Annotated in this window: 20 protein-coding genes; 10 read left to right on the forward strand and 10 right to left on the reverse strand. The window is 68.1% G+C overall.

What is annotated here, in order from left to right:
• Position 1: 1 nt before the first annotated feature.
• The 3 genes from DM194_RS16275 to DM194_RS16285 form a co-directional block, all read right to left on the reverse strand.
• Positions 2–997 carry a BMP family protein gene (locus tag DM194_RS16275; protein ID WP_111068578.1) on the reverse strand — a complete coding sequence of 332 codons (996 nt, stop codon included), beginning with the start codon at positions 995–997 and terminating at the stop codon, positions 2–4.
• Between the two features lie 332 nt (positions 998–1,329).
• Entirely contained in the window at positions 1,330–1,500 is a 171-nt protein-coding gene (locus DM194_RS16280) for a DUF2256 domain-containing protein (protein ID WP_111068579.1), read from the reverse strand.
• A gap of 19 nt (positions 1,501–1,519) precedes the next feature.
• A complete protein-coding gene (locus DM194_RS16285; RefSeq protein WP_111068580.1) occupies positions 1,520–2,389 on the reverse strand; it encodes an IclR family transcriptional regulator in 870 nt (289 codons plus the stop codon).
• A 191-nt stretch (positions 2,390–2,580) separates the two neighbouring features.
• Between DM194_RS16285 and DM194_RS16290 the strand changes: the two genes are divergently transcribed.
• The 7 genes from DM194_RS16290 to DM194_RS16320 are packed head-to-tail and all read left to right on the forward strand — an operon-like array spanning position 2,581 to position 9,328.
• The gene (locus tag DM194_RS16290; protein WP_111068581.1) at positions 2,581–3,672 is read left to right on the forward strand and encodes an ABC transporter ATP-binding protein; all 1,092 of its coding nucleotides are present in this window, start codon (positions 2,581–2,583) and stop codon (positions 3,670–3,672) included.
• A complete protein-coding gene (locus DM194_RS16295; protein WP_111068582.1) occupies positions 3,672–4,586 on the forward strand; it encodes an ABC transporter permease in 915 nt (304 codons plus the stop codon). Before DM194_RS16290 ends, DM194_RS16295 begins: the two co-directional genes overlap by 1 nt.
• 7 nt (positions 4,587–4,593) lie before the next feature.
• Positions 4,594–5,388: an ABC transporter permease gene (locus tag DM194_RS16300; RefSeq protein ID WP_111068583.1), complete on the forward strand. Its 795-nt coding sequence runs from the start codon at positions 4,594–4,596 to the stop codon at positions 5,386–5,388.
• Positions 5,389–5,427: 39 nt separating this feature from the next.
• Positions 5,428–5,718: a (2Fe-2S)-binding protein gene (locus tag DM194_RS16305; RefSeq protein WP_111068584.1), complete on the forward strand. Its 291-nt coding sequence runs from the start codon at positions 5,428–5,430 to the stop codon at positions 5,716–5,718.
• The gene (locus DM194_RS16310) at positions 5,715–7,100 is read left to right on the forward strand and encodes an FAD/NAD(P)-dependent oxidoreductase (RefSeq protein WP_111068719.1); all 1,386 of its coding nucleotides are present in this window, start codon (positions 5,715–5,717) and stop codon (positions 7,098–7,100) included. Before DM194_RS16305 ends, DM194_RS16310 begins: the two co-directional genes overlap by 4 nt.
• Entirely contained in the window at positions 7,100–8,233 is a 1,134-nt protein-coding gene (locus DM194_RS16315) for an NAD(P)/FAD-dependent oxidoreductase (protein WP_111068585.1), read from the forward strand. Before DM194_RS16310 ends, DM194_RS16315 begins: the two co-directional genes overlap by 1 nt.
• Before the next feature lie 33 nt (positions 8,234–8,266).
• Complete coding sequence (locus tag DM194_RS16320) at positions 8,267–9,328, forward strand: ABC transporter substrate-binding protein (RefSeq protein WP_111068586.1); 1,062 nt, start codon at positions 8,267–8,269, stop codon at positions 9,326–9,328.
• A 43-nt stretch (positions 9,329–9,371) separates the two neighbouring features.
• On the opposite strand, the gene DM194_RS16325 is transcribed toward DM194_RS16320, so the two are convergent.
• Together DM194_RS16325 and DM194_RS16330 are read right to left on the reverse strand one after the other, a co-directional pair.
• Positions 9,372–9,854, reverse strand: coding sequence for a GNAT family N-acetyltransferase (locus DM194_RS16325; protein ID WP_111068587.1), 483 nt, complete (start codon positions 9,852–9,854; stop codon positions 9,372–9,374).
• Between the two features lie 35 nt (positions 9,855–9,889).
• On the reverse strand, positions 9,890–11,029 hold the full coding sequence (locus DM194_RS16330; protein ID WP_111068588.1) for a PQQ-dependent sugar dehydrogenase: 1,140 nt from the start codon (positions 11,027–11,029) through the stop codon (positions 9,890–9,892).
• A gap of 266 nt (positions 11,030–11,295) precedes the next feature.
• Here DM194_RS16330 and DM194_RS16335 point away from each other — a divergent pair, with 266 nt between their 5' ends.
• On the forward strand, positions 11,296–12,282 hold the full coding sequence (locus DM194_RS16335) for a sensor histidine kinase (protein WP_162630089.1): 987 nt from the start codon (positions 11,296–11,298) through the stop codon (positions 12,280–12,282).
• Between the two features lie 246 nt (positions 12,283–12,528).
• Here the strand turns inward: DM194_RS16335 and groL are convergent, their stop codons facing one another.
• Both groL and groES read right to left on the reverse strand, forming a co-directional pair.
• Positions 12,529–14,154 (reverse strand): chaperonin GroEL, encoded by a 1,626-nt coding sequence (gene groL / locus DM194_RS16340; protein WP_111068590.1) that lies wholly within the window; start codon positions 14,152–14,154, stop codon positions 12,529–12,531.
• 18 nt (positions 14,155–14,172) lie between these two features.
• On the reverse strand, positions 14,173–14,502 hold the full coding sequence (gene groES, locus DM194_RS16345) for a co-chaperone GroES (RefSeq protein ID WP_111068591.1): 330 nt from the start codon (positions 14,500–14,502) through the stop codon (positions 14,173–14,175).
• Between the two features lie 608 nt (positions 14,503–15,110).
• On the opposite strand from groES, the gene DM194_RS16350 reads away from it, so the two are divergent.
• Complete coding sequence (locus DM194_RS16350) at positions 15,111–16,184, forward strand: NAD(P)-dependent alcohol dehydrogenase (protein WP_111068592.1); 1,074 nt, start codon at positions 15,111–15,113, stop codon at positions 16,182–16,184.
• Between the two features lie 146 nt (positions 16,185–16,330).
• Complete coding sequence (locus DM194_RS16355) at positions 16,331–17,347, forward strand: oxidoreductase (protein WP_111068593.1); 1,017 nt, start codon at positions 16,331–16,333, stop codon at positions 17,345–17,347.
• 106 nt (positions 17,348–17,453) lie between these two features.
• Here DM194_RS16355 and DM194_RS16360 read toward each other — a convergent pair whose 3' ends face one another.
• From DM194_RS16360 to glmU, 3 genes are all read right to left on the reverse strand, one after another.
• Entirely contained in the window at positions 17,454–18,458 is a 1,005-nt protein-coding gene (locus DM194_RS16360; RefSeq protein ID WP_246024360.1) for a LacI family DNA-binding transcriptional regulator, read from the reverse strand.
• A gap of 641 nt (positions 18,459–19,099) precedes the next feature.
• Complete coding sequence (gene glmS / locus DM194_RS16365) at positions 19,100–20,926, reverse strand: glutamine--fructose-6-phosphate transaminase (isomerizing) (RefSeq protein WP_111068595.1); 1,827 nt, start codon at positions 20,924–20,926, stop codon at positions 19,100–19,102.
• A gap of 56 nt (positions 20,927–20,982) precedes the next feature.
• Positions 20,983–22,335 carry a bifunctional UDP-N-acetylglucosamine diphosphorylase/glucosamine-1-phosphate N-acetyltransferase GlmU gene (gene glmU / locus DM194_RS16370; RefSeq protein WP_111068596.1) on the reverse strand — a complete coding sequence of 451 codons (1,353 nt, stop codon included), beginning with the start codon at positions 22,333–22,335 and terminating at the stop codon, positions 20,983–20,985.
• Positions 22,336–22,412: the final 77 nt, after the last annotated feature.

Consider the following 22,412-nt stretch of genomic DNA (forward strand, 5'->3'; position numbering starts at 1 on the left):
GTCACATCGTCGACTTCGGCTCGGCGTCGTTGACCCTCACGGTGAACTTGCCGTCGAGGATCTGCTGCTCGCGCTCCTTGACCTTCGCCTTGATGTCGTCGGGCACCTTCGCTTCGAATGTGCCGAGCGGGGCGAGGCTGGAACCCTTGTGGGCCATCATGCTGTAGGGGCCGTAATCCTCGGCCTTGTAGGTGCCGGCCTTCACCGCGGCGATGGCGCGCTCCACCGACGGCTCCATGTGCCACAGGGCGCTGGCGACGACGGTGTCGGGATACTGCGGCTGGGTGTCGATGACGTTGCCGATGGCCAGAACCTTGCGCTCCTTGGCGGCGTCCGACACGCCGAAGCGCTCGGCGTACATCACGTCGGCGCCGCGGTCGATCATGGCGAAGGCGGCTTCCTTGGCCTTCGGCGGGTCGAACCAGGAGCCGATGAAGGTGACGGAGAACTTGACCTGCGGGTTGACCTCCTTGGCGCCTTCCATGAAGGCGTTCATCAGGCGGTTGACCTCGGGGATCGGATAGCCGCCGACCAGGCCGATCATGTTCGACTTGGTCATGCCGCCGGCGATCATGCCGGACAGATAGGCCGGCTCCTGGATGTAGTTGTCGAAGACCGAGAAGTTCGGCTCCTGCGGCTTGAAGCTGGAACCCATGACGAAGGCGGTCTTCGGATAGTCCTTGGCGACGGCGCGGGCGGCGCGCTCCACCCCGAACACCTCGCCGAAGACCAGCTGCTGGCCGGCTTCGGCATACTGGCGCATCACGCGCTCATAGTCGGTGTTGGCGACCGATTCGGCCCAGACATACTCGATGTCGCCGCGGTCGGCGGCGGCCTTCAGCGCGACGTGGATGCGGCTGACCCACTGCTGCTCGATCGGAACGGTGTAGACGCCGGCGACCTTCAGCTTGCTTTGCGCGAATGCCGGCAGGGAGCCGCCGGCCGCCGCCGCGAAGGCGACCGCGGCGACGCCGCAGAGCACCGCGCGGCGGGTCATTCCGATTGCACCCATGCCCAGTTTCCCCATCCCCCGAACCGACATCGTAAGTCCCCTTCGTCGCTGTATATCGTTAGGCGCGTATCGTTGGCCGCAAGGCGGCAGCTCCGCCGAAAGTATGAATACTCGGGAATGCCCCCGCAAATCCATGGGACCTTGCAGGCTGCGCATCCAAATGCAACGAAAATGCCATCGGCCGATTCCGCCGGTCGCCTTGCATCCACAGTGACTTCATTGGTCAGAACGCGGGCATGTGATTGAAAAACGGGCAATGTTTCCTGACGATTTGGTCAGGATCCCGGCGGCGCCGCCCGTGCGTCGACGACCATGCGTCATGAGGGGCCATCCCTCCGCCCCGCGCCCTTGCGTGCCTCCCCCCGGCAGCGGTCGGAGCAGTATTTCACCTGGTCCCATACCCGCTCCCATTTTTTCCGCCAGGTGAAAGGGCGGTTGCAGACCGGGCAGATCTTGGTTGGGAGGTCGGACTTCCTGACGCCCTTCATCGCGCCCTCGCTTCCGCGGTTACGCCGAGCCGTTGGCCGATCCGCTGCCCAGCACCGCGGCGGGGCGGCGCAGCACAGGGTCGAAGGGGTTCAGCTGGCGACTGATCGCGGCCGATTCGCGCTTCAGGATATCGACCACCACCGGCAGCCGTTCCTCGTTCAGCCGCTCGCTGATGGTGCCGACGCTGAGCGCGGCCACGGCGTAGCCGTCGCGGTCCAGCACCGGGACGGCTACGCCGGACATGCCCGGCAGCAGGCCGGTGGAGCGGCTGGCATAGCCCAGATCCCGGACGCGGGCGATTTCCGTCCGCAAATAGACCTCGTCGATGATGCCCACGCCCTGCATGCGCGGCAGATTGAAGCGGATCACCTCCTCCCGCTCTTCCGCATGGAGGAAGGCCATGATGGCGAGGCTGCCCTGGCCGACGCCCAGCGTCACCCGGCCGCCGATGTCGCCGGTGAAGGAGCGGATCGGAAACGGCCCTTCGCTGCGGTCCAGGCACACCGCGTCGAAGCCGCTGCGCACCAGCAGGAAGATGGTGTCGCGCAGCGTCGCCGACAGCCGCAGCAGGATCGGCCGGCAGATGTCGCGCAGGTTGTTGGGATTGCCTGCCTGCGCCGCCAGACCGAAGAGGTCGATGCCCAGGCGGTAGCGCTTGGTCGCGCGGTCCGGCTCCACCATCCCTTCCTCCACCAGGATCTTCAGCAGGCGGTGGACGGTCGGCGGCGTGAGGTCGAGCGCGCGGGCGATGTCGGTCAGCCGCGCCCCCGTCTCGTTCGACGAGGCCAGCAGGCGCAGGATCGCCAGCCCACGCTGCAGGCTGGATTTCGCTCCCGTTTCGTCGCTGCCCGCACTCTCGCTCGGCTTGCCGCGGGGGTCGGCGCTCATCTTCCGGCTCCGTGTGAAAATCAATGAATGTTTGTCGCACAATCTATTCCGTATACCGGAAACTTTTACAAAATCTTTTCTTCTGACGGAAAAACCGGATTGACGCAGTCACGCCTCAGGCTGAACCATCGGGTCATACAGGTAAGGCCCCGAGACGCAGAGGCCCGGTCAGCAAGAGGGAGAATTCCCCCGTGTCGTTCCTCGAATTGAAAAACATCACCAAGCGTTACGGCCCGCTGACCGCGGTCGGCGACGTGTCGCTTTCGGTGGAAAAGGGGGAGTTCGTCTCTCTGCTCGGCCCGTCCGGCTGCGGCAAGACCACGACCCTGCAGATGATCGCCGGTTTCGTCGAGCCGTCGGCCGGCACCATCTGGCTGGACGGACGCGACATCACGCGGGCCAAGGCGAACAGCCGCGGGCTGGGCATCGTGTTCCAGAGCTACGCGCTGTTCCCGCACATGACCGTGTTCGACAACGTCAGCTTCGGACTGGAGATGCAGCGCGTGCCCAAGGGCGAGCGCAAGCCGCGGGTGGAAGAGGCGCTGTCGCTGGTCCACCTCTCCCCCTACGCCAAGCGCTATCCGCGCGAGCTTTCGGGCGGGCAGCGGCAGCGCGTGGCGCTGGCCCGCGCGCTGGTGATCCGCCCGCCGGTCCTGCTGCTGGACGAGCCGCTGTCGAACCTGGACGCCAAGCTGCGCGAGGCGATGCAGTTCGAGCTGCGCGAAATCCAGCGCAAGGTCGGCACCACCACCGTCATGGTCACCCACGACCAGGCGGAGGCCTTCTCCATCAGCGACCGCGTCGTGGTGATGGAGTCCGGGCGCATCACCCAGATCGACCAGCCCTACCGCATCTACGAGCACCCGGAGACGGAGTTCATCTCCCGCTTCGTCGGCAAGACCAACCTGCTGCCGGGCAAGGTCGCCGCCGTCACCGATGCCGGCGCCTCGGTGTCGCTGGCCGGCATCGCCGTGCCGGTGGAAACGCCCGGCCTTTCGGTGGGCGAGACGGTGACGCTGTGCATCCGGCCGGAAAAGCTGCGGCTGACCGCGCCGTCCGCCGGGTTGCTGGCCGGCCGGGTCGCCGACCGCTTCTTCCTGGGCAGCCAGTGGCTCTATCACATCGACGGGCCGCTCGGCACGGTGATGGTGGTGACGCCGAACGACGGCTCCGCCCCCGCCGATCAGGGCGCGCCGGTCGGGCTGGAATGGGCGCCGTCCGTGGTCCGCGTCCATCGCGGCGCCATGGCGGAAGCGCCCGACGTGGCTCTCGAGGTGGTGTGATGAGCGCCACCCTTCCCGACAGCGCGCCCGCCACACCGGCCGCCGTGGACGACGAGGCGCCGGAACGCCGCGTGCGCTCCGCCCCGCTGATCCTGTCGGCGCCGGCGGCGCTGCTGTTCCTGGCGCTGGTGCTGACGCCGCTGTTCCTGACGGCGCTGCTGTCCTTCAACCAGTTCGACTATGCGACCGGGCGCACCGGCGGCTTCACGGTCGAGCATTACCTGTCGGTGCTGACCGACGAGTATTACCTGGAGATCTTCTTCCGCACCTTCCGCATCTCGGCGCTGGCGACCGCCATCTGCGTGGTGATCGGCGTGCCGGAGGCCTACATCCTCAGCCGCATGGGCAATCCCTGGCGCTCGGTCTTCCTGCTGGTGATCCTGGCGCCGCTGCTCGTTTCGGTCGTGGTGCGCGCCTTCGGCTGGAGCATGCTGCTGGGGCCGGAAGGGCCGGTGAACGGGGCGCTGATCGCGCTCGGCATCGGCAGGATGAAGCTGCTCTACACCGAAGGCACGGTGGTCGTGGCGCTGGTCCACGTCATGCTGCCCTTCATGGTCATCCCGGTCTGGACCTCCCTGCAGAAGCTGGATCCGGCGGTGGAGCAGGCGGCGCTGTCCTTCGGCGCCTCGCGCGGGACGGCCATCGTCCGGGTGGTGGCGCCGCAGATCCTGCCCGGCATCCTGTCGGGAAGCCTGATCGTCTTCGGCCTCAGCGCCAGCGCCTTCGCCATTCCCGGCCTGCTCGGCGGGCGGCGTCTGAAGATGGTCGCGACGGTGGTCTACGACCAGTATCTCAGCGACCTGAACTGGCCGATGGGGGCGGCGGTCGCCGTGATCCTGCTGGCCGCGAACCTGATCATCATGCTGACCTACCACCGCGTGGTGGAAGGCCATTACCGCCGCCGGCTGGGGTGAGGACGCCATGACCCGCAACGGACCCGTCGCCCTGATCTTCCACACGGCAGTTGTCATCTTCATGCTGGCGCCGCTGGCGATCGTCTGCCTCGTCGCCTTCACGCCCGAGAACACGCTGTCCCTGCCGACCAGCGGGTTCTCGCTGCGCTGGTTCGAGGCGGTGTTCCGCCATCCCGACTTCGTCCAGTCCTTCTGGAACAGCCTGTGGCTGGCCTTCCTGGCGGCGACGCTGGCGGTGGTGCTGGCGGTGCCGGCCTCCCTCGCCATCACGCGCTGGGAGTTTCCCGGCCGCGGCTTCCTCAACGCGCTGTTCCTGTCGCCGCTGATCATCCCGCATCTGGTGCTGGGCGTCGCCATGCTGCGTCTGTTCGCCGTCATCGGCGCCACCGGCAGCTTCGGCTGGCTGGTGGCCGCCCACATCGTCATCGTCACGCCCTATGTGATGCGCCTGCTGATCGCCGCCATCTCCGGCTTCGACCGCAGCGTGGAGCAGGCCGCCTTCTCGCTGGGCGCCAGCGAGGCGACCGTGTTCCGCCGCGTCACCCTGCCGATGATCCTGCCCGGCGTCACCGGCGGCTGGCTGATCGCCTTCATCAACAGCTTCGACGAGCTGACCATGTCCATCTTCATCACCTCGCCGTCCACGGTGACGCTGCCGGTGCGGATGTACATGTACGCCACCGAATCCATCGACCCGATGATGGCGGCGGTGTCGGCTCTGATCATCGGCATCACCGCGGTCGCCGTGCTCCTGCTCGACCGCGTCTATGGATTGGACCGCATCCTGGTCGGCCAGCGCTGAACGTCGCGCCGGCCCTCCTCTCCTCGGAGACCATTCATCATGGCTTTGCTGCAGCGTGTGGCCGAACAGGGCCGGCGCGTGGTCCGCTTCACCCTCGACGGGCGCCCGGCGGAGGCGCTGGAGGGCGACACCGTCATGACCGCCATGCTCACCAACGGGGAGCGGCTGCGCCGGACGGAGTTCGCCGACAGCCCGCGCGCCGGATTCTGCCTGATGGGCGCCTGCCAGGATTGCTGGGTGCGGACGGAGGAGGGCGAGCGGCTGCGCGCCTGCGGCACCTTCATCGCCGAAGGCATGCGCCTGCTGAGCGACGGGGAGTGGGCGTCGTGAGCGGGAATCTTCCCCCCGTCATCGTCGGCGCCGGTCCGGCCGGCATCCGCGCGGCGGAACGGCTGGTCGCCGCCGGTCTGCGCCCGGTGGTGGTGGACGAGGCGGCGCGCTGGGGCGGGCAGATCTACCGCCAACCGCCCGATGGCGGCTTCACCCGGCCGAAGACGGCTCTCTACGGCTTCGAGGCGGGGAAGGCCGATGCGGTCCACCGCGCCATGGCCGCGATCCGCGACCGCGTCGATTACCGTCCGCGCACGCTGGTGTGGAACTGCGAGGCCGGGGCGCTCGACCTGCTGTGCGACGGGGCGAGCGAGACTCTGCCCTACAGCCGGCTGATCCTGGCGACGGGAGCCACCGACCGCGTGCTTCCCTTCCCCGGCTGGACGCTGCCCGGCGTCTTCACGCTGGGCGGGTCGCAGGTGGCGCTGAAGTTCCAGGGCTGCGCCGTCGGCCGGCGGGTCGCCTTCCTCGGCACCGGGCCGCTGCTCTATCTGGTCGCCTACCAGTATCTGAAGGCCGGTGTCGAGGTGGCGGGGGTGTTCGACACCACGCCCTTCGCCGTCCAGGCCCGCGCCACCGCCGGCATGCTGCGCGATCCGGCGACGCTGGCGAAGGGGCTGCTGTATGTCGGCTGGCTGCGCGCCCATGGCGTGCCGATCCACAACGGTATCCGCCCGCGGCGCGCCGAAGGTGCGGAACGGGTCGAGGCGCTGGTCTGGCGCGATGCGCGGGGGCAGGAGCGGCGGACGCCCTGCGACGCCGTCGCCTTCGGGCTCGGCCTGCGGTCGGAGACGCAGTTGGCCGACCTTGCCGGCTGCCGGTTCCGCTTCGACGAGGCCGACCGGGCGTGGTTGCCCGAGCGCGACGGGGCTGGGCGCAGCTCGGTTCCCGGCGTCTATCTGGCCGGCGACGGCAGCGGCATCGCCGGCGCCGATGCGGCGGAGCTGGCGGGGGAGCGCGCGGCGCTGGCCCTGCTGGAGGATCTCGGCCGGCCGGTGGACGGCGCGCGGGTCAGGGAGCTGGACAGCCGGCTTGGCCGCATCGCCGCCTTCCGCCGCAGCCTGTCGGCGGCCTTTCCCTTTCCGGCGGATTGGGCGGACGCCATCGCCGACGACACCATGATCTGCCGCTGCGAAGGCGTGACCGCCGGGGCGGTGCGCGAGGTCGCCCGCAGCGGGCAGGCCCGCGAGATGAACCGGGCCAAGGCGCTGACCCGCGCCGGCATGGGCCGCTGCCAGGGCCGCATGTGCGGCGCCACCGCGGCGGAGCTGCTGTCCCGCACCCTCGGCACCGGCCCCGACGGGGTGGGGCGCCTGCGGGCGCAGCCGCCGATCAAGCCGCTGCCCATCGCGACGGGCGTCGAGCGGCGGGAGGTCGCGTGATGCGGGAGCGTATCGAGTGTGACGTCGCCGTCGTCGGCGGCGGGATCGTCGGCGGGTCGGCGGCGCTGTTCCTGCGCCAGGCCAGCCTGTCGGTGACGCTGCTGGAGCGCGACTGGTGCGGCGCCAAGGCGAGCGGCGTCAATTTCGGCGGCGTGCGCCGGCAGGGCCGCCCGCTGGAGCAGCTGCCGCTGTCCCAGCGCGCCCATGCCGTCTGGGGCCGCCTGCCGGAACTGCTGGGCACCGACGCCGAATACATCCGCTCCGGCCATCTGAAGCTGGCGCGCAGCGAGGCCGACCTCGATGCGCTGATCGCCTATCGCGAGCGCAGCCAGGGCTTCGGCCTGGGGCTGGAGATCATCCAGGGCGAGGAGTTCCGCCGGCGCTGGCCGGCGCTGGGCGACCGGGCCATCGGCGGGTCGCTCTGCCCGGAGGACGGCCACGCCAACCCGCGCCTGGTCTCCCCCGCCTTCGCCCGCGCCGCCGCGGCGGCGGGCGCGGCGGTGCGTGAACAGACGCCGGTCGACCGGGTGGAGAAAGACGGCGACCGCTTCGTCCTGCTGAGCGGTGATAAGCTGGAGGTCCACTCCCGCTTCCTGCTGAACACCGCCGGCGCCTGGTCCTGGCGGGTGGCGGAAGCCTTCGGCGAGCCGGTGCCGCTGGAATCGCTCCATCCCAACATGGCGGTGACGGAGCCGCTGCCCCGCTTCCTCGACGTCAACATCGGGGTGGAGGGCGGCGGCGTCTATGGCCGGCAGGTGCCGCGCGGCAACATGGTGGTCGGCGGCGGGCGTGGTTTCGCGCTGGACGCCGACCGCGCCCGGCCGCAGCGCGACGCCGTGCTGACGCTGATGCGCGACGCGGCGGAGCTGTTCCCGCAGCTGCGCCACGCCCACGTCATCCGCTGCTGGACCGGGGTGGAGGGCTACACGCCCGACCGCAATCCGATCATCGGCCCCAGCCGCACCACGCCCGGCCTGTTCCACGCCTTCGGCTTCTCCGGCGCCGGTTTCCAGATCGGCCCCGGCGTCGGCCAGACCCTGGCCGAACTGGTCGCCACCGGCGAGACTCCGATGCCGCTGGAGGCTTTCCGCATCGACCGTTTTCCGCCCTTAGCATCCAAACAGACCGCCTAAAACCTCTCCCCTTTGGCCCATTGGAGGACGTGCATGCCCACCTTGCGTTCCCTGTCGCTCACCGGTCTCGCCACGGTTGCCATCACCGCCGCCGCCGCGCTGTCGACTCCCGCCGCCGCCCAGACCAAGACGGTCTATATCGGCATGAACGGCGGCACGATGGAGAAGACCTACACCGAGCATGTCTTCCCCGCCTTCGAGAAGGCGACCGGCATCAAGGTGGTGGTCGTCCCCGGCACCTCGTCGGACATCCTCGCCAAGCTGCAGGCGCAGAAGGACAATCCGCAGATGCACGTCGTCTTCCTGGACGACGGGCTGATGTACCGCGCCATCGGCATGGGCCTGTGCCAGAAGATGGAACCGTCGCCGGTGCTGGACCAGGTCTATCCGTCGGCCCGCCTGAAGGGCGACATGGCGGTCGGCGTCAACATGGGCATGACCGGCCTCGCCTATAACAAGGCGATGTTCGAGGCGAATGGCTGGGCGCCGCCGACCAGCTGGATGGATCTGGCCGACGCCAAGTACAAGGGCAAGATCGTCGTCCAGTCCGCCGCCAGCAGCTCCTTCGGCCTGCACGCCTTCCTGATGTACAACCGCATCAAGGGCGGCAGCGAGACCAACGTCGATCCGGGCTTCACCACCTGGCGCAAGACCATCGGCCCGAACGTGCTGGAATACATCCCCAGCTCCGCCAAGATCGCGGAGATGGTGCAGACCAACGAGGCGGCCATCTTCCCGCTGACCCCGACCGGCGTCGGCACGCTGAAGGCCAAGGGCATCCCGGTGGAGTATGTCCAGCCCAAGGAAGGCTCGGTCGTCCTGATGGTCGGCCAATGCGTCGTCGCCAAGAACCCCGACAACGAGGCCGCGCAGAAGCTTGCCGCCTATCTGCTGAGCCCGGAAGCGCAGCTGGCCGCCCTGCAGTACGGCGCGCAGATCCCGTCCAACACCACGGTCAAGCCGCCGGCCGACGTTGCCGAAGACATGAACAGGTTCCAGGGCTACATGAAGACCGCCATACCGGTGGACTGGGACGTCATCAACGAGAAGCGCCCGGAATGGAACCAGCGCTGGAACAAGGAAATCGAACGGTAAAGACGGGTGTTTTGGGGGGAGCCGGTGCTCGCATCGTCGCCCCCTATTCTCCGCCCGTTCCCAACCGCTTCTCCATCGCATAGTTGTGGATCGGCACGCCGCCGATCCGCAGCTCGCGGCGGGCCAGCAGGGTGAAGCCGCGGCGCAGGAGGAAGGGGCGGGCGGCCTCGCTCGCCTCCACATGCAGGCGGCGATAGCCCAAGGCCGCGGCGCGCTGCTCCAGCAGGTCGACAAGCGCCGACATCACGCCCCGTCCCGCCGCCTCCGGGGCGCAGTAGAGGAAGTTGATGTGGCCGTCCGGCTCCACGTCGCTGAAACCAACCGGCCGGTCGTCGTCGTCCACCGCGACCAGGGCGATGCGCCCGTCGCCATAGGCCTGCCGCACCCGCGCCACCGTCGGCGCGGACGCCGCCCAGGCCTCCACCTGCTCGGGAGTGTAGAAGCGCGGGCCGATGCCGCGGACGGAACGGGCGTAGATCTGCGCCAGCACAGGGGCGTCTGACGGTCGGTAATCGCGGATCCTCATCGGCCCCTGTCCATCGCGCCCCCATCCGTCGAAGGCTATTTCGCGGGCGCCAGCCGCAGGACCGCGCCGTCGGAAGCATCGGTGATGACGTAGAGGGCGCCGTCCGGACCCTGTGCCACATCGCGGATGCGCGCGTCGAGCGGAATGCGCTCCACCTCCTTCGCGGTGGTGCCGTCGATGGCGACCCGCACAAGGCCCCTGGCGCTCAGTCCGCCGATCAGGGCGCTGCCCTGCCAGTTGGGGAACAGGTCGCCCTGGTAGAAGGCCATGCCGGACGGCGAGATCACCGGCGTCCAGTGGATGACCGCATCGGTGAACTCCTTGCGGGTCGGCGGATCGGGGATGTCGCGGCCGTCATAGTGATTGCCCCAGCTGACCAGCGGCCAGCCGTAATTCTTGCCGGCCTCCGGCCGGTTCAGCTCGTCGCCGCCCGCCGGTCCCATCTCCGCGATCCACAGCGAGCCGGTGCGCGGGTCGATGGCCGCCGCCTCGATGTTGCGGTGGCCGTAGGACCAGACGGTGCCGGCCACCTTGCCTTCGGCGGCGAAGGGGTTGTCCTTGGGCAGCGAGCCGTCGCGGTTCAGGCGCACCACCTTGCCCAGCGTGGCATTGCGGTCCTGTGCCGGGGTCATCTTGTTGCGCTCGCCCAGCGTCAGGAAGATGTGGCCGTCCGGCGAGAAGACGATGCGGGTGCCGTAATGATGGCCGCCATCCGTCTTGGGCGACTGGCGGAAGATCACCTGGAAATCCTCGATCCCGCCGTCGGTCAGAATGCCGCGCCCGAGAGCGGTTCCCGATAAGCCGTTGTCGCCGGGCTCGGCATAGGCGAGATAGATGGTGCGGTTCTGCGCGAATTGCGGATCGACCGCCACGTCCATCAGACCGCCCTGGCCCAGGACCAAGACCTTTGGCGTGCCGGCAAGCGGGGCGGAGAGCGAGCCGTCCGGCGCCATGATGCGCAGCCTTCCCGGCTTTTCCGTCACCAGCGCCCGGCCGTCCGGCAGGAAGTCGATGCCCCAAGGCCGTTCCAGCCCGTCGGCGAACCGGCTGACCGCCACAGGGCCGGCGCTGGTCTGGACGGTTTTTACCACCGGCCCGGCGCCCGACTGGGCCAGGGAGGGCGTGGCTGCAAAGGCGGCGAGAAGGGCGGCCGACAGGGTCAGGGTGCTGCGCATCAAGATCCTCCGGTGAGCGGTTGGGCCTATCAGATGGGGGTGGCGGCGGGGCGGCCAAGATCCGTTCGCCGAAAGATCCGCTCGCCGAAAGATCCCTTTCGGTCGGCCCGCGAACCGCAGTTTCCGGGCGTCCTCCGCAATCCGTAAGCCGGCGCTGACCGTATTCAGAGTTCAGCTGTTATGGCTTCCGTCCTGCTGTTCGGAGTCCTGTCGTCGTGAACCGTGCGCATGGTATGGAAAAAGTCCTGCATCAACTGTCGTCGAGCTTGCCGCGTTCCGCCTGGGCACGTTACGGAATTACAATTGCGCTGGTCGGTCTGACGGCGCTGGTGCGCCACATGCTCGATCCGCTCCTTTTCAAATATCCGTTTCTCGTCTTCATTCCCACCATCTTCCTGGTTTCAATTCTGTTCGACCGCGTATCGGGGCTTTTGGCCGTGATCCTGTCGGGAGTGTGCTCGGCCTGGTTCTTCATGAAGCCGGAGGGCTTGCTGTGGATCATGGATCCGGGCGACCGGCTGGCCTTCCTCATCTATATGGCGTTGGGATTCGGCATCGCCGTGGTCGCGGACGCCCTGCACCGGGCAAACGAGCAGCTCCGCCAATCCGGGGAGCAGCTGTCGGCGGTCAACGAGGAAAAGGAGCTGATGCTGCACGAGATCCACCATCGGATCCGCAACGATCTGCAGCAGATCTGCGCCCAACTGATGCTGGCCGCCCACCGCTCGGGAAATCCGCAGGAGATCGTCAGCGGCACCATAGAGCGCATCGGTGTGTTGGCCCGGGTCTATGTCCGCCTCCGCCGTGTCGAGGGCGTCACCGTCGTCAATTCCAAGGAGTTCCTGGAAAGCCTGGTGGAGGAGCTCCAGCTCGGCGTGGTCGGGGTGCGGCCGGTGGCGGTCAATGCCGAGGTGGAGGATGTCGTGCTGGACATGGGCGTCGCCATCGCGGTCGGCACCATCGCCAACGAGCTGATCACCAATGCATTGAAATACGCCTTTCCCGACGGCCGCACCGGCCGGATCGACCTCAGCTTCCGCAGGGAGGGGAGGGACTGCGTGCTGCGCGTCTGCGACAACGGCGTCGGTATCTTATCCGACAAGCCGCAAGGGACCGGGCTGGGCGGCAAGATCATGCAGCAACTGGCCCAGCAGCTGCGCGGCAGCCTGGAGATCCGGCCGCAGCCGAAGGAGGGGGTGAAGGCAACCCTGCGCTTTCCCCTGCCGGAAGCGGGCAAGCCGTTCGTCCACTGATACCGCCGAGCGCAAGTTCTGACTTATGCTCGGCGGCAAGGGCCGCGACTGCGGCCCCGCAGGCCCATGCCTGCGAAGGCAAGCGGCCGGACGGCCGCGCCCGCCGTTTGAGGGCGAGCGAATGAAAAAATGGGGCCGCGCCGGTGTGGCGCGACCCCGTCCAGGGAACATCCAGTCCGAAACCGTTCGGCTGGGAGGCCTGTGGAAAACGGCCCTGATTGGAACTCCAGGATCGGAAATCCGGGATCAGAAGTCCATATCGGCGCCGGGCGCCGGAACCGCGGGCTTCTTCTCCGGCAGCTGGGCGACCATCGCCTCGGTGGTGATCAGCAGGCCGGCGACGGAGGCCGCGTCCTGCAGCGCGGTGCGCACCACCTTGGCCGGGTCGATGATGCCGGTCTTCACCAGATCGCACCATTCGCCCTTGGCCGCGTCGTAACCGACGCTGTACTCCTTGCTGTCGTGCAGCTTGCCGACGATGATCGAGCCGTCGACCCCGGCATTGGCGGCGATCTGGCGGACCGGCGCGCTCAGCGCCCGGCGCACGATCTCCACGCCGACGCGCTGGTCGTCGTTGGCCGGCTTGACGGACTCCAGCACCGCGACCGCACGGGCGAGCGCCACGCCGCCGCCCGGCAGAATGCCTTCCTCGACCGCCGCGCGGGTGGCGTGCATGGCGTCGTCGACGCGGTCCTTGCGCTCCTTCACCTCGACCTCGGTGGCGCCGCCGACGCGGATCACCGCGACGCCGCCGGCCAGCTTGGCCAGCCGCTCCTGCAGCTTCTCGCGGTCGTAGTCGGAGGTCGTCTCCTCGATCTGCTGGCGGATCTGGGTGCAGCGGGCCTTGATGTCGTCCGACGACCCGACACCGTTGACGATGGTGGTGTTGTCCTTGGTGATGACCACCTTGCCGGCGCGGCCCAGCATGTCGATGGTGACGCTGTCCAGCTTGATGCCGACATCCTCGCTGATCACCTGGCCGCCGGTGAGGATGGCGATGTCCTCCAGCATGGCCTTGCGGCGGTCGCCGAAGCCGGGGGCCTTCACCGCCGCGACCTTCAGACCGCCGCGCAGGCGGTTGACCACCAGGGTCGCCAGCGCCTCGCCCTCCACCTCCTCGGCGATGATCAGCAGCGGCTTGCCCGACTGCACCACCTTCTCCAGCACCGGGACGATGGCCTGGATGCCGGACAGCTTCTTGTCGTGGATCAGGATGTAGGGATCATCCAGCTCCACCTGCATCTTCTCGGCGTTGGTGACGAAGTAGGGCGAGGTGTAGCCGCGGTCGAACTGCATGCCTTCGACGACATCTAGCTCGGTCTCCAGGCTCTTGGCCTCCTCGACCGTGATGACGCCCTCGTTGCCGACCTTCTCCATCGCGCGGGCCAGCATGTCGCCGATCTCGCGGTCGCCGTTGGCGGAGATGGTGCCGACCTGGGCGATTTCCTCGTTGGTGGTCACCTTCTTGGAGCGGGCCTTCAGTTCGGTCACCACGGCGTCGACCGCCATGTCGATGCCGCGCTTGAGGTCCATCGGGTTGATGCCGGCGGCGACCGACTTGGCGCCCTCGCGGACGATGGCCTGGGCCAGCACGGTGGCGGTGGTGGTGCCGTCACCGGCCAGATCGGCGGTCTTCGACGCCACCTCGCGCAGCATCTGCGCGCCCATGTTCTCGAACTTGTCGGCCAGCTCGATTTCCTTGGCGACCGACACGCCGTCCTTGGTGATGCGCGGGGCGCCGAACGATTTCTCGATCACCACGTTGCGGCCCTTCGGGCCGAGAGTGACCTTCACGGCATCGGCCAGGATGTCCACGCCGCGCAGCATCTTGTCGCGGGCGGTGGAGCCGAACTTCACGTCCTTCGCAGCCATGGTCCTGTTCCTCCCCTGTTACGCAGCTTTCCGGGCGGTCTTCTCGGCGGGTTCGGCGGCGCCCTCGATCACGCCGAGGATGTCGCTCTCCTTTATGATCAGGAAATCCTCGCCGTCGATCTTCACCTCGGTGCCGGACCATTTGCCGAACAGCACGCGGTCGCCGGGCTTCACGTCGAGGGCCATCAGCTTGCCGGCCTCGTCCCGCGCGCCCGCGCCGACGGCGATGACCTCGCCTTCCTGCGGCTTTTCCTTGGCGGTGTCGGGGATGATGATGCCGCCCTTCGTCTTGGTGTCGGATTCGACGCGGCGGACCAGAACGCGGTCGTGAAGCGGTTTGAACTTCATGGCGTGACACTCCTTGAGTCTAAGCGAATGTCTTTGGTTCTCAAGCACGCCCGAATGGGCCGTGCTTTCAAAGCGGGAATTTACTCGCTGCATATTTGTCGTCAAGAGGATTTTTAAAGAAAAAAATCAAGCACTATTTCTTTTAAATCTCAAGCGGTGATTGCCCATGTCCGAAATATCGGGCACGGGTTAATGCTCTGTGCGAGTTTTTCTTTGGGTCTTCCCGGCTGAGCTTGACGGCCGTCTCACTTGGACGCCGAGGCCGGGCGAACCGGGGGAGCGCGCAAATATCTGGTCATCGGCATCTCACACATCCTCCGCGGAGCAACATGCAGGACACGGTCTTCGGGCGCGCCGGGATCCGGTGGGCAGCGGCGCAGCGGCGGCACCCCGGCGCGGGCGAAATCTAATCAAGCTCAAGCTGGCGTCAAGATGGCCGTCGGCGCAGCGATGCAGATCCCGCGCGCCGCCCATTAACATGGGTCAATGCGGCGCTCATCCGGCCGCGCTAGACTGGTCGGTGTGAAGCATATCGCCGGCCGCGGGCCGTTTGCGAAGGTCACGCCAAACAGCTTCGGAACCGGCGTCTACCGTAACGGGAGAACGCCATGGTCATGATGAAAGCGGCAGTGTTCGTCGAACCGGGCCGCATCGTGCTGGACGACAAACCGATCCCCGATGTCGGGCCGCTTGACGCGCTGATCCGCATCACCACGACGACGATCTGCGGAACCGACATCCACATCCTGAAGGGGGAGTACCCGGTCAATCGCGGCCTGACCATCGGGCATGAGCCGGTCGGCATCATCGAGAAGCTTGGCTCCGCCGTCAGCGGCTATCGCGAGGGGCAGCGGGTGATCGCCGGGGCCATCACCCCCAGCGGCCACAGCAACGCCTGCCAATGCGGCTGCCCCTCCCAGGACGGCCCAGACACCGCCCATGGTCTGAAGTTGCTGGGCGGCTGGCGCTTCGGCAACACCATCGACGGCGCCCAGGCCGAATATCTGCTGGTGCCGGACGCGATGAACAACCTCGCCCGCGTCCCCGACGAACTGACGGACGAAGAGGTGCTGATGTGCCCCGACATCATGTCCACCGGCTTCTCCGGGGCTGAGCGCGGCGACATCCGCATCGGCGACACGGTGGCGGTCTTCGCCCAGGGGCCCATCGGGCTGTGTGCCACCGCCGGGGCCAAGCTGAAGGGCGCCACCTCCATCATCGCCGTCGACGCCGTGCCGGCGCGGATGGTGATGGCGAAGCGAATGGGCGCCGATCACGTGGTCAACTTCCGCGAGGTCGATCCGGTCGAGGAGATCATGCGGCTGACCGACGGCCGCGGCGTCGATGTCGCCATCGAGGCGCTGGGCACCCAGGCGACCTTCGAGGCGGCGCTGCGCGTCCTGCGGCCGGGCGGAACGCTGTCCAGCCTGGGCGTCTATTCAAGCGACCTGCGCCTGCCGCTGGGACCGTTCGCGGCGGGGCTGGGCGACCATACCATCGTCACCTCGCTCTGCCCCGGCGGCAAGGAGCGGATGCGCCGGCTGTTGGAGGTCGTCGCCTCCGGCCGGGTGGACCTGAAGCCGCTGGTCACCCACCGCTTCACGCTGGACCGGATCGAGGAGGCCTACGACCTGTTCGGCCACCAGCGCGACGGCGTGCTGAAGGTGGCGATCACTCCCTAGGCCGGGACCGTACGGGGCCGGGTGGTGTCGCCCGGCCCCGGCGGAACGCCCCTTGACTTGCTCCTCCTCGGCTGCTTCCCCTTGGCCGCTCCCCATCGGCCTCCCATCTGCTGTGCCGGTTGCCAGCGTCGAGGAAGGGGAAGCCGATGAGGAGCCTGTCGGTCGGTCTGCTGGGATTCGGCCTTGCCGGGTCGGTGTTCCACGCGCCGCTGATCCTGAGCGAGCCGCGCCTGAGGTTGAAGGCGGTCGCCAGTTCGCGCATCGACGACATCCGCCGCGCCGCGCCGGAGGCAAAGGCGACGACGGCCGAGTCGGTGATCGCCGACCCCGGCATCGACCTCGTGGTGATCGCCACCCCCAACACCAGCCACGCCCCGCTGGCCCGAGAGGCCCTGCTGGCCGGCAAGCATGTGGTGATCGACAAGCCGATGGCGACCACCGCGGCGGAGGCCGGCGAGCTGATCGACCTCGCCAAGCGGCAGGGCCGGCTGCTGACCGTCTTCCAGAACCGCCGCTGGGACAATGATTTCCTCACGCTGCGCGCCTGCCTGGAGAAGGGCGAGATCGGCCGTCCCTATCACTACGAGGCGCATTTCGACCGCTTCCGGCCGCAGATCAAGCAGGGATGGCGGGAGCAGACCCTGGCCGGATCGGGCGTGCTGTTCGATCTGGGGGCGCATCTGATCGATCAGGCGCTCACCCTGTTCGGCATGCCCGACCGCATCCTCGCCGATGTCGGCGCCCAGCGGCCGGACGCGCAGGTCGACGACTGGTTCCACATCGTGCTGGGCTATGGCCCGATGCGGGCGATCCTGCATTGCGGGACGGTGGTCTGCCGGCCGGGACCGCGCTTCCAGCTGCATGGCGACCGCGGCAGCTTCCTCAAGCACGGCATGGACGGGCAGGAGGCGGCGTTGCGCGCCGGCAGGATGCCGACCGGGGTGGATTGGGGGCGGGACGAACCTGAGAACCATGCCTTGCTGGTCCAGGCCGACGGGACCGAACGCCGGGTGGAAACCCTGCGCGGCGACTATCCCGCCTTCTACCGCGGCGTGGCGGCCGCCATTCTCGACGGCGCGCCGCCGCCGGTGACGGCGGAACAGGCGCGCGACGTGCTGACGGTTCTGGAAGCGGTGCGCAAGGCGGCGGGGCTTCCGGCCTGACGTGGCCGGCCTGACATGGGTTGCCTTAATCCCGCCAGGTCAGGCCGCCCTACCTCACCGCCAGCCCCCCAGCAGGCGCGGGACGGTCAGAAGCACGAGCATCCCGTCAGGCAGCGGCCGCCGGGCCGAGCGATTCTCCCTGGCGCAGAGTGAAGGGCAGCATCACGGCACGGCCCCGCAGGTCGTCGGAAATGCCGGTGCGCAGGTATTCGAAGGCGGTGGCGCCCAAGGCGCGGGCCGGCTGCACCAGGGTGGCGAGGCTGGGCGACATCAGCCGGCCGACCTCGATTCCATCGAAGCCGCAGACCGACACGTCGTCCGGCACCCGCAGGCCGAGGTCGCACAGCGCCCGGATGGCGGCGAGCGCCAGCATGTCGTTGGAGGCGAAGAACGCCGTCGGCCGCTCCGGCCCCTCCAGATGGGGAGCCAGCCGGTGGGCCAACCGCAGGTCGTTGTAATCGACCTCCACCACCGGCCCCGGCGGCAAGCCGGCATCGGCCAGCGCCGTCCGCCAGCCGGCATGGCGCCGCCGTGAGCGGTCGGACTGGCGGAAGCGTCCGGCGATCATGCCGATGCGCCGGTGGCCAAGCGCCGTCATCCGTTCCACCACCGCGCGGGAGGCCGCGACATTGTCGACCGACACATGGGCGCGCGGCGCCCGTTCCGGCTGATTGTAGGCCAGCACATAGGGCAGCCGCACCTCGTCCAGCGTGTCGAGCGAGCCGCTGCGGTCGGCATCGGCGACGGTCAGCACCAGCCCTTCCACCCGGTTGGACAGCAGTCCTTCGATGGCGCGGGATTCCCTGGCCGGGTCATAGTCGGTGGAGGCGATCAGCACGCTGTATCCTGCCTCGGCAGCGGCATCCTGAATGCCGGCGACGCTCTCGGCGAAGACGGGATTGGTCAGCGACGGCACCAGCACGCCGACGGTGCGCGTGCGCGCCGCCTTCAGGCTGCGCCCGATGGTGCTCGGCCGGAAGGACAGCTCCGCCGCCGCGGCGCGGACCTTCTCCATGGTTTCCGGCGTGGCGTTGCCGCTGGCGTTGAGGACGCGCGACACGGTGGCGATGGACACTCCGGCGCGCGCCGCCACATCGCGGATCGTCGCCACGCGCTCCACTCCGCGGGCGGTGCCCCGCGGCGTCCGTCCGTCCGTGAACCGCATCCCATCCCGCGTCATCGACCACCCGTCCCTTCAGCACCGGCCGATCCGGCGCGGGGCAGAGTGACGGCGGCATGTTGCATTCGCGTGACATCAGGAAAACGGTTTCATGAAGAGTGGAAACGGTTCCACGATGCGGAACTGATGTGCCGGACAGTCGTTCCATCGACGCTTACGCGTTCGACGTCCGCGTCGCTCGATAAGGCGGTGATCGCTCCCATCAAGCTCAGGGAGCAGTCACGCTCGATATCGGACAGCAGGTGATGGATGCGGCCAATCTTGAAGCCGTGCGGCCGATGCGAGCATCCCCCCGACGTCACATCACGAACGGCGAACCGGGGCACGTAATCGGCTCCACACCCGCTACCAAGTCCTTACCTTGTGGAAGCGCGCGATCTTGTCTTCGCCCAAATCGCAGTGATTTCGAGCCATGCTCGCTCCCCGGAAAAGCGCTTCCTCAACTGAGGACACGCTTTTCCGGGGCGCTGCAAAGCTCAAGCATGCGCAAGTATTTTATCTGAAACCCCGTTCGGACCGGCAGGTGCAAGCTATCACGTCCGCCGACAACAAGAGGCTCCGTTTCTTTTGCCCTATTCGACAGTCACCGATTTCGCCAGATTGCGCGGCTGATCGACATCCGTCCCCTTCAGCACCGCGGTGTGATAGGCCAGCAGCTGCACCGGAATTGCGTACAGCAGCGGGGCAACCAGCGGGTCGCAGGCCGGGAGTTCGACGGACCAGCGGACCTTGTCCTTCAGCTTATCGATGCCCCGCTTGTCGGCCAGCAGCAGGACCTTGCCGGACCGCGCGCAGACCTCCTGCACGTTCGACACCACCTTCTCGAACAGGGCGTCGGACGGGACCAGGACGATCACCGGGACATTGTCGTCGATCAGCGCGATAGGGCCGTGCTTCAGTTCGCCGGCGGCATAGCCCTCGGCATGGATGTAGCTGATCTCCTTCAGCTTCAGCGCGCCTTCCAGGGCCAGCGGGTACATGGCGCCGCGGCCCAGATACAGCACGTCGCGGGCCTCCGACACCTCCTGCGCCAGTTCCTTCAGCCGCTCGTCATGGGCCAGAACGTCGGCGGCGCGGGCGGGGACTTCACGCAGGGCGTGGGCGATCTGCTGCATCCGCTCCTGGTCGATGGCGCCGCGGGCGCGGCCGACGGTGACGGCAAGGCAGGCCAGCGTGGTCAGCTGGGTGGTGAAGGCCTTGGTCGAGGCGACGCCGATCTCCGGCCCCGCCATGGTGTAGAGCACGGCGTCGGATTCCCGCGCGATGGTGCTTTCCGGGGCGTTCACGATCGACAGGATCTTCTGGCCCTGGCGCTTGCAGTAACGCAGAGCCTCCAGCGTATCCAGCGTCTCGCCCGACTGCGAGATGAACAGCGCGATGCCGCCCGGCGGCAGCGGGGCCTCGCGGTAGCGGAACTCCGAGGCGATGTCGACCTCGACCGGGATGCGGGCCAGCGTCTCGAACCAGTATTTGGCGACGAAGCCGGCGTAATAGGCGGTGCCGCAGGCGACGATGGTCAGCTTGGACGCGCCGGCCAGATCGAAGGGAAAGTCCGGCAAAGTGAAGGTGCCGGTTTCCGGGTTGATGTAGGCGTTCAGCGTGTCGCCGATGACCTGCGGCTGCTCGTAGATTTCCTTGAGCATGTAGTGGCGGTAGCCGTCCTTGCCGATCAGGGCGCCGGACACCGCCGTGGTCTTCACCGCCCGTTCCACCACCGCGTCGGAGGCGTCGTGGACGATGGCGGCGGTGCGGCTGACCTCGACCCAGTCGCCGTCCTCCAGATAGCAGATGCGGTTGGTCAGCGGCGCCAGCGCGAAGGCGTCGGACGCCAGATACATCTCGCCGTCGCCATAGCCGACGGCCAGCGGCGTGCCGTGGCGGGCGCCGATCATCAGTTCATGCTCGCCGGCGAAGATCAGCACCAGGGCGAAGGCGCCGGTGAAGCGCTTGAAGGCGGCGGCCGACGCCTGGACCGGCGTCATGCCGTGCTGGTCCAGGTAATAGGTCACGAGATGGACGATCACCTCGGTGTCGGTGGCGCTTTCGAAGACATAGCCGTGGCCGGTCAGCTCGTCCTTCAGCTCCTGGTAATTCTCGATGATGCCGTTGTGGACGACGGCGACGCGCTTGGTGGCGTGGGGGTGGGCATTGTTCTCCGTCGGGCCGCCATGGGTCGCCCAGCGGGTGTGGCCGATGCCGACCGTGCCGGACAGCGGCTGGTCGCGCAGCTTCATGTCCAGGTTGACCAGCTTGCCTTCGGCGCGGCGGCGCTCGATGTGGCCGTTCACCAGGGTGGCGACACCCGCGCTGTCATAGCCGCGGTATTCGAGCCGGCGCAGACCTTCCACCAGCCGGGGGGACGCGTCGTGGATGCCGTTGATGCCGATGATGCCGCACATGGACCTGATGCTCCTGAAAGAAGATGCCGACCGGAGAGTGAGGACCCGAACCGACCTTACGCCTTTTTCGCTTTCTCGTTTTTCTTCCGTTCGCGGAAACGCTGCGCCCAGCCGGCGTAAGACTTCTGGCTGCCGCGGGCGACCACCAGCGCGTCGGCCTCCACCGCCATCGTCACCACGCTGCCGGCGCCGACGATGGCGCCGTCGCCGATGACCACCGGGGCGACCAGCGCGCTGTTGGAGCCGATGAAGGCCCCGGCGCCGATCTCCGTCCGGCTCTTGGCGAAGCCGTCATAGTTGCAGGTGATGGTGCCGGCGCCGATGTTGGCCTTGGCCCCGACGCGGGCGTCGCCGATGTAGGTCAGGTGGTTGGCCTTGGCCCCGGCCTCGATCACCGCGTTCTTGACCTCGACGAAATTGCCGATGTGGACGTCCGGGCCGATTTCCGCGCCCGGACGCAGCCGGGCATAGGGGCCGATGACGGCGCCGCTGTCGATGCGCACGCCCTCCAGATGGCAGTAGGGCTTGATCTCCACCCGGTCGCCCACCGTCACCCCGGCGCCGAAGAAGCAGCCGGGACCGACCACCACGTCGCGGCCGAGCCTGGTGTCGACGCTGAGGAAGGTGCTGTCGGGATCGATCAGCGTGGCGCCGTTGTCCATCGCGGCCTTGCGCAGGCGGCGCTGCAGCAGCTTTTCCACCTCCGCCAGCTCGGCGCGGGAGTTGACGCCGACCACCTCGGCCGGGGCGGCCTCCACCACGGCGCAGGCCATGCCGGCGCGCCGCGCGATCTGGACTACGTCGGTCAGGTAATATTCGGACTTGGCGTTGTCGTTGCCGACGCTGCCGATCAGGTCGAACATGCGGGCGCCGTCGAACGCCATCAGGCCGGCGTTGCACAGGGTGACCGCGCGCTCCTCCTCGCTGGCGTCGAGATACTCGACGATCTTCTCCAGCCCGCCGCGGGCGTTCAGGATCAGGCGGCCATAGGCGCCGGGATCGTCGGGCCGCATGCCCAGCACCACCACCGCCGGATCGGCGGCCTGCCGGCGCGCCTGCACCAGCGCGCGCAGCGTGTCCGGCGTGACCAGCGGCGTGTCGCCGTACAGGACGATGACGTCGCCGGTGAAGCCTTCCAGCAGGCCGAAGGCGGCGCGTACGGCGTCGGCGGTGCCGCACTGCTCGTGCTGGACCGCGGTGGGGTAGGGGGCGACGGCGGCGGCGACGCTGTCCATGCCGGGGCCGACCACCACCACGACATGATCGGGGTCGAGCGTCTTCACCGCGGCCAGCACATGCCCGACCATCGGCCGGCCGGCCACCCGGTGCAGCACCTTGGGCAGATCGGATTTCATGCGCGTGCCCTTGCCGGCGGCGAGGATCACGCAGGCGAGCGGACGATGGGCCATGGGGGTGTTCCTGGTCGGACCTTGATGTGGACGGGAAAGGGTTTGGGGAAGCGGAGTGACGAAAGCGCCGTACTTGT

Origin of the sequence: Azospirillum ramasamyi (assembly GCF_003233655.1) — a bacterium.
Lineage (GTDB): Bacteria > Pseudomonadota > Alphaproteobacteria > Azospirillales > Azospirillaceae > Azospirillum > Azospirillum ramasamyi.

Coding starts and splice junctions, on each gene's coding strand:
- DM194_RS16355 (WP_111068593.1), top strand. CDS start 16,331: ATGAGGAGCCTGTCGGTCGGTCTGCTGGGATTCGGCCTTGCCGGGTCG.
- DM194_RS16280 (WP_111068579.1), bottom strand. CDS start 1,500: ATGAAGGGCGTCAGGAAGTCCGACCTCCCAACCAAGATCTGCCCGGTC.
- DM194_RS16305 (WP_111068584.1), top strand. CDS start 5,428: ATGGCTTTGCTGCAGCGTGTGGCCGAACAGGGCCGGCGCGTGGTCCGC.
- DM194_RS16300 (WP_111068583.1), top strand. CDS start 4,594: ATGACCCGCAACGGACCCGTCGCCCTGATCTTCCACACGGCAGTTGTC.
- groL (WP_111068590.1), bottom strand. CDS start 14,154: ATGGCTGCGAAGGACGTGAAGTTCGGCTCCACCGCCCGCGACAAGATG.
- DM194_RS16350 (WP_111068592.1), top strand. CDS start 15,111: ATGGTCATGATGAAAGCGGCAGTGTTCGTCGAACCGGGCCGCATCGTG.
- DM194_RS16330 (WP_111068588.1), bottom strand. CDS start 11,029: ATGCGCAGCACCCTGACCCTGTCGGCCGCCCTTCTCGCCGCCTTTGCA.
- DM194_RS16320 (WP_111068586.1), top strand. CDS start 8,267: ATGCCCACCTTGCGTTCCCTGTCGCTCACCGGTCTCGCCACGGTTGCC.
- DM194_RS16295 (WP_111068582.1), top strand. CDS start 3,672: ATGAGCGCCACCCTTCCCGACAGCGCGCCCGCCACACCGGCCGCCGTG.
- DM194_RS16275 (WP_111068578.1), bottom strand. CDS start 997: ATGACCCGCCGCGCGGTGCTCTGCGGCGTCGCCGCGGTCGCCTTCGCG.
- DM194_RS16325 (WP_111068587.1), bottom strand. CDS start 9,854: ATGAGGATCCGCGATTACCGACCGTCAGACGCCCCTGTGCTGGCGCAG.
- DM194_RS16285 (WP_111068580.1), bottom strand. CDS start 2,389: ATGAGCGCCGACCCCCGCGGCAAGCCGAGCGAGAGTGCGGGCAGCGAC.
- glmU (WP_111068596.1), bottom strand. CDS start 22,335: ATGGCCCATCGTCCGCTCGCCTGCGTGATCCTCGCCGCCGGCAAGGGC.
- DM194_RS16315 (WP_111068585.1), top strand. CDS start 7,100: ATGCGGGAGCGTATCGAGTGTGACGTCGCCGTCGTCGGCGGCGGGATC.
- groES (WP_111068591.1), bottom strand. CDS start 14,502: ATGAAGTTCAAACCGCTTCACGACCGCGTTCTGGTCCGCCGCGTCGAA.
- glmS (WP_111068595.1), bottom strand. CDS start 20,926: ATGTGCGGCATCATCGGCATCAACGGCATCCACGACGCGTCCCCCCGG.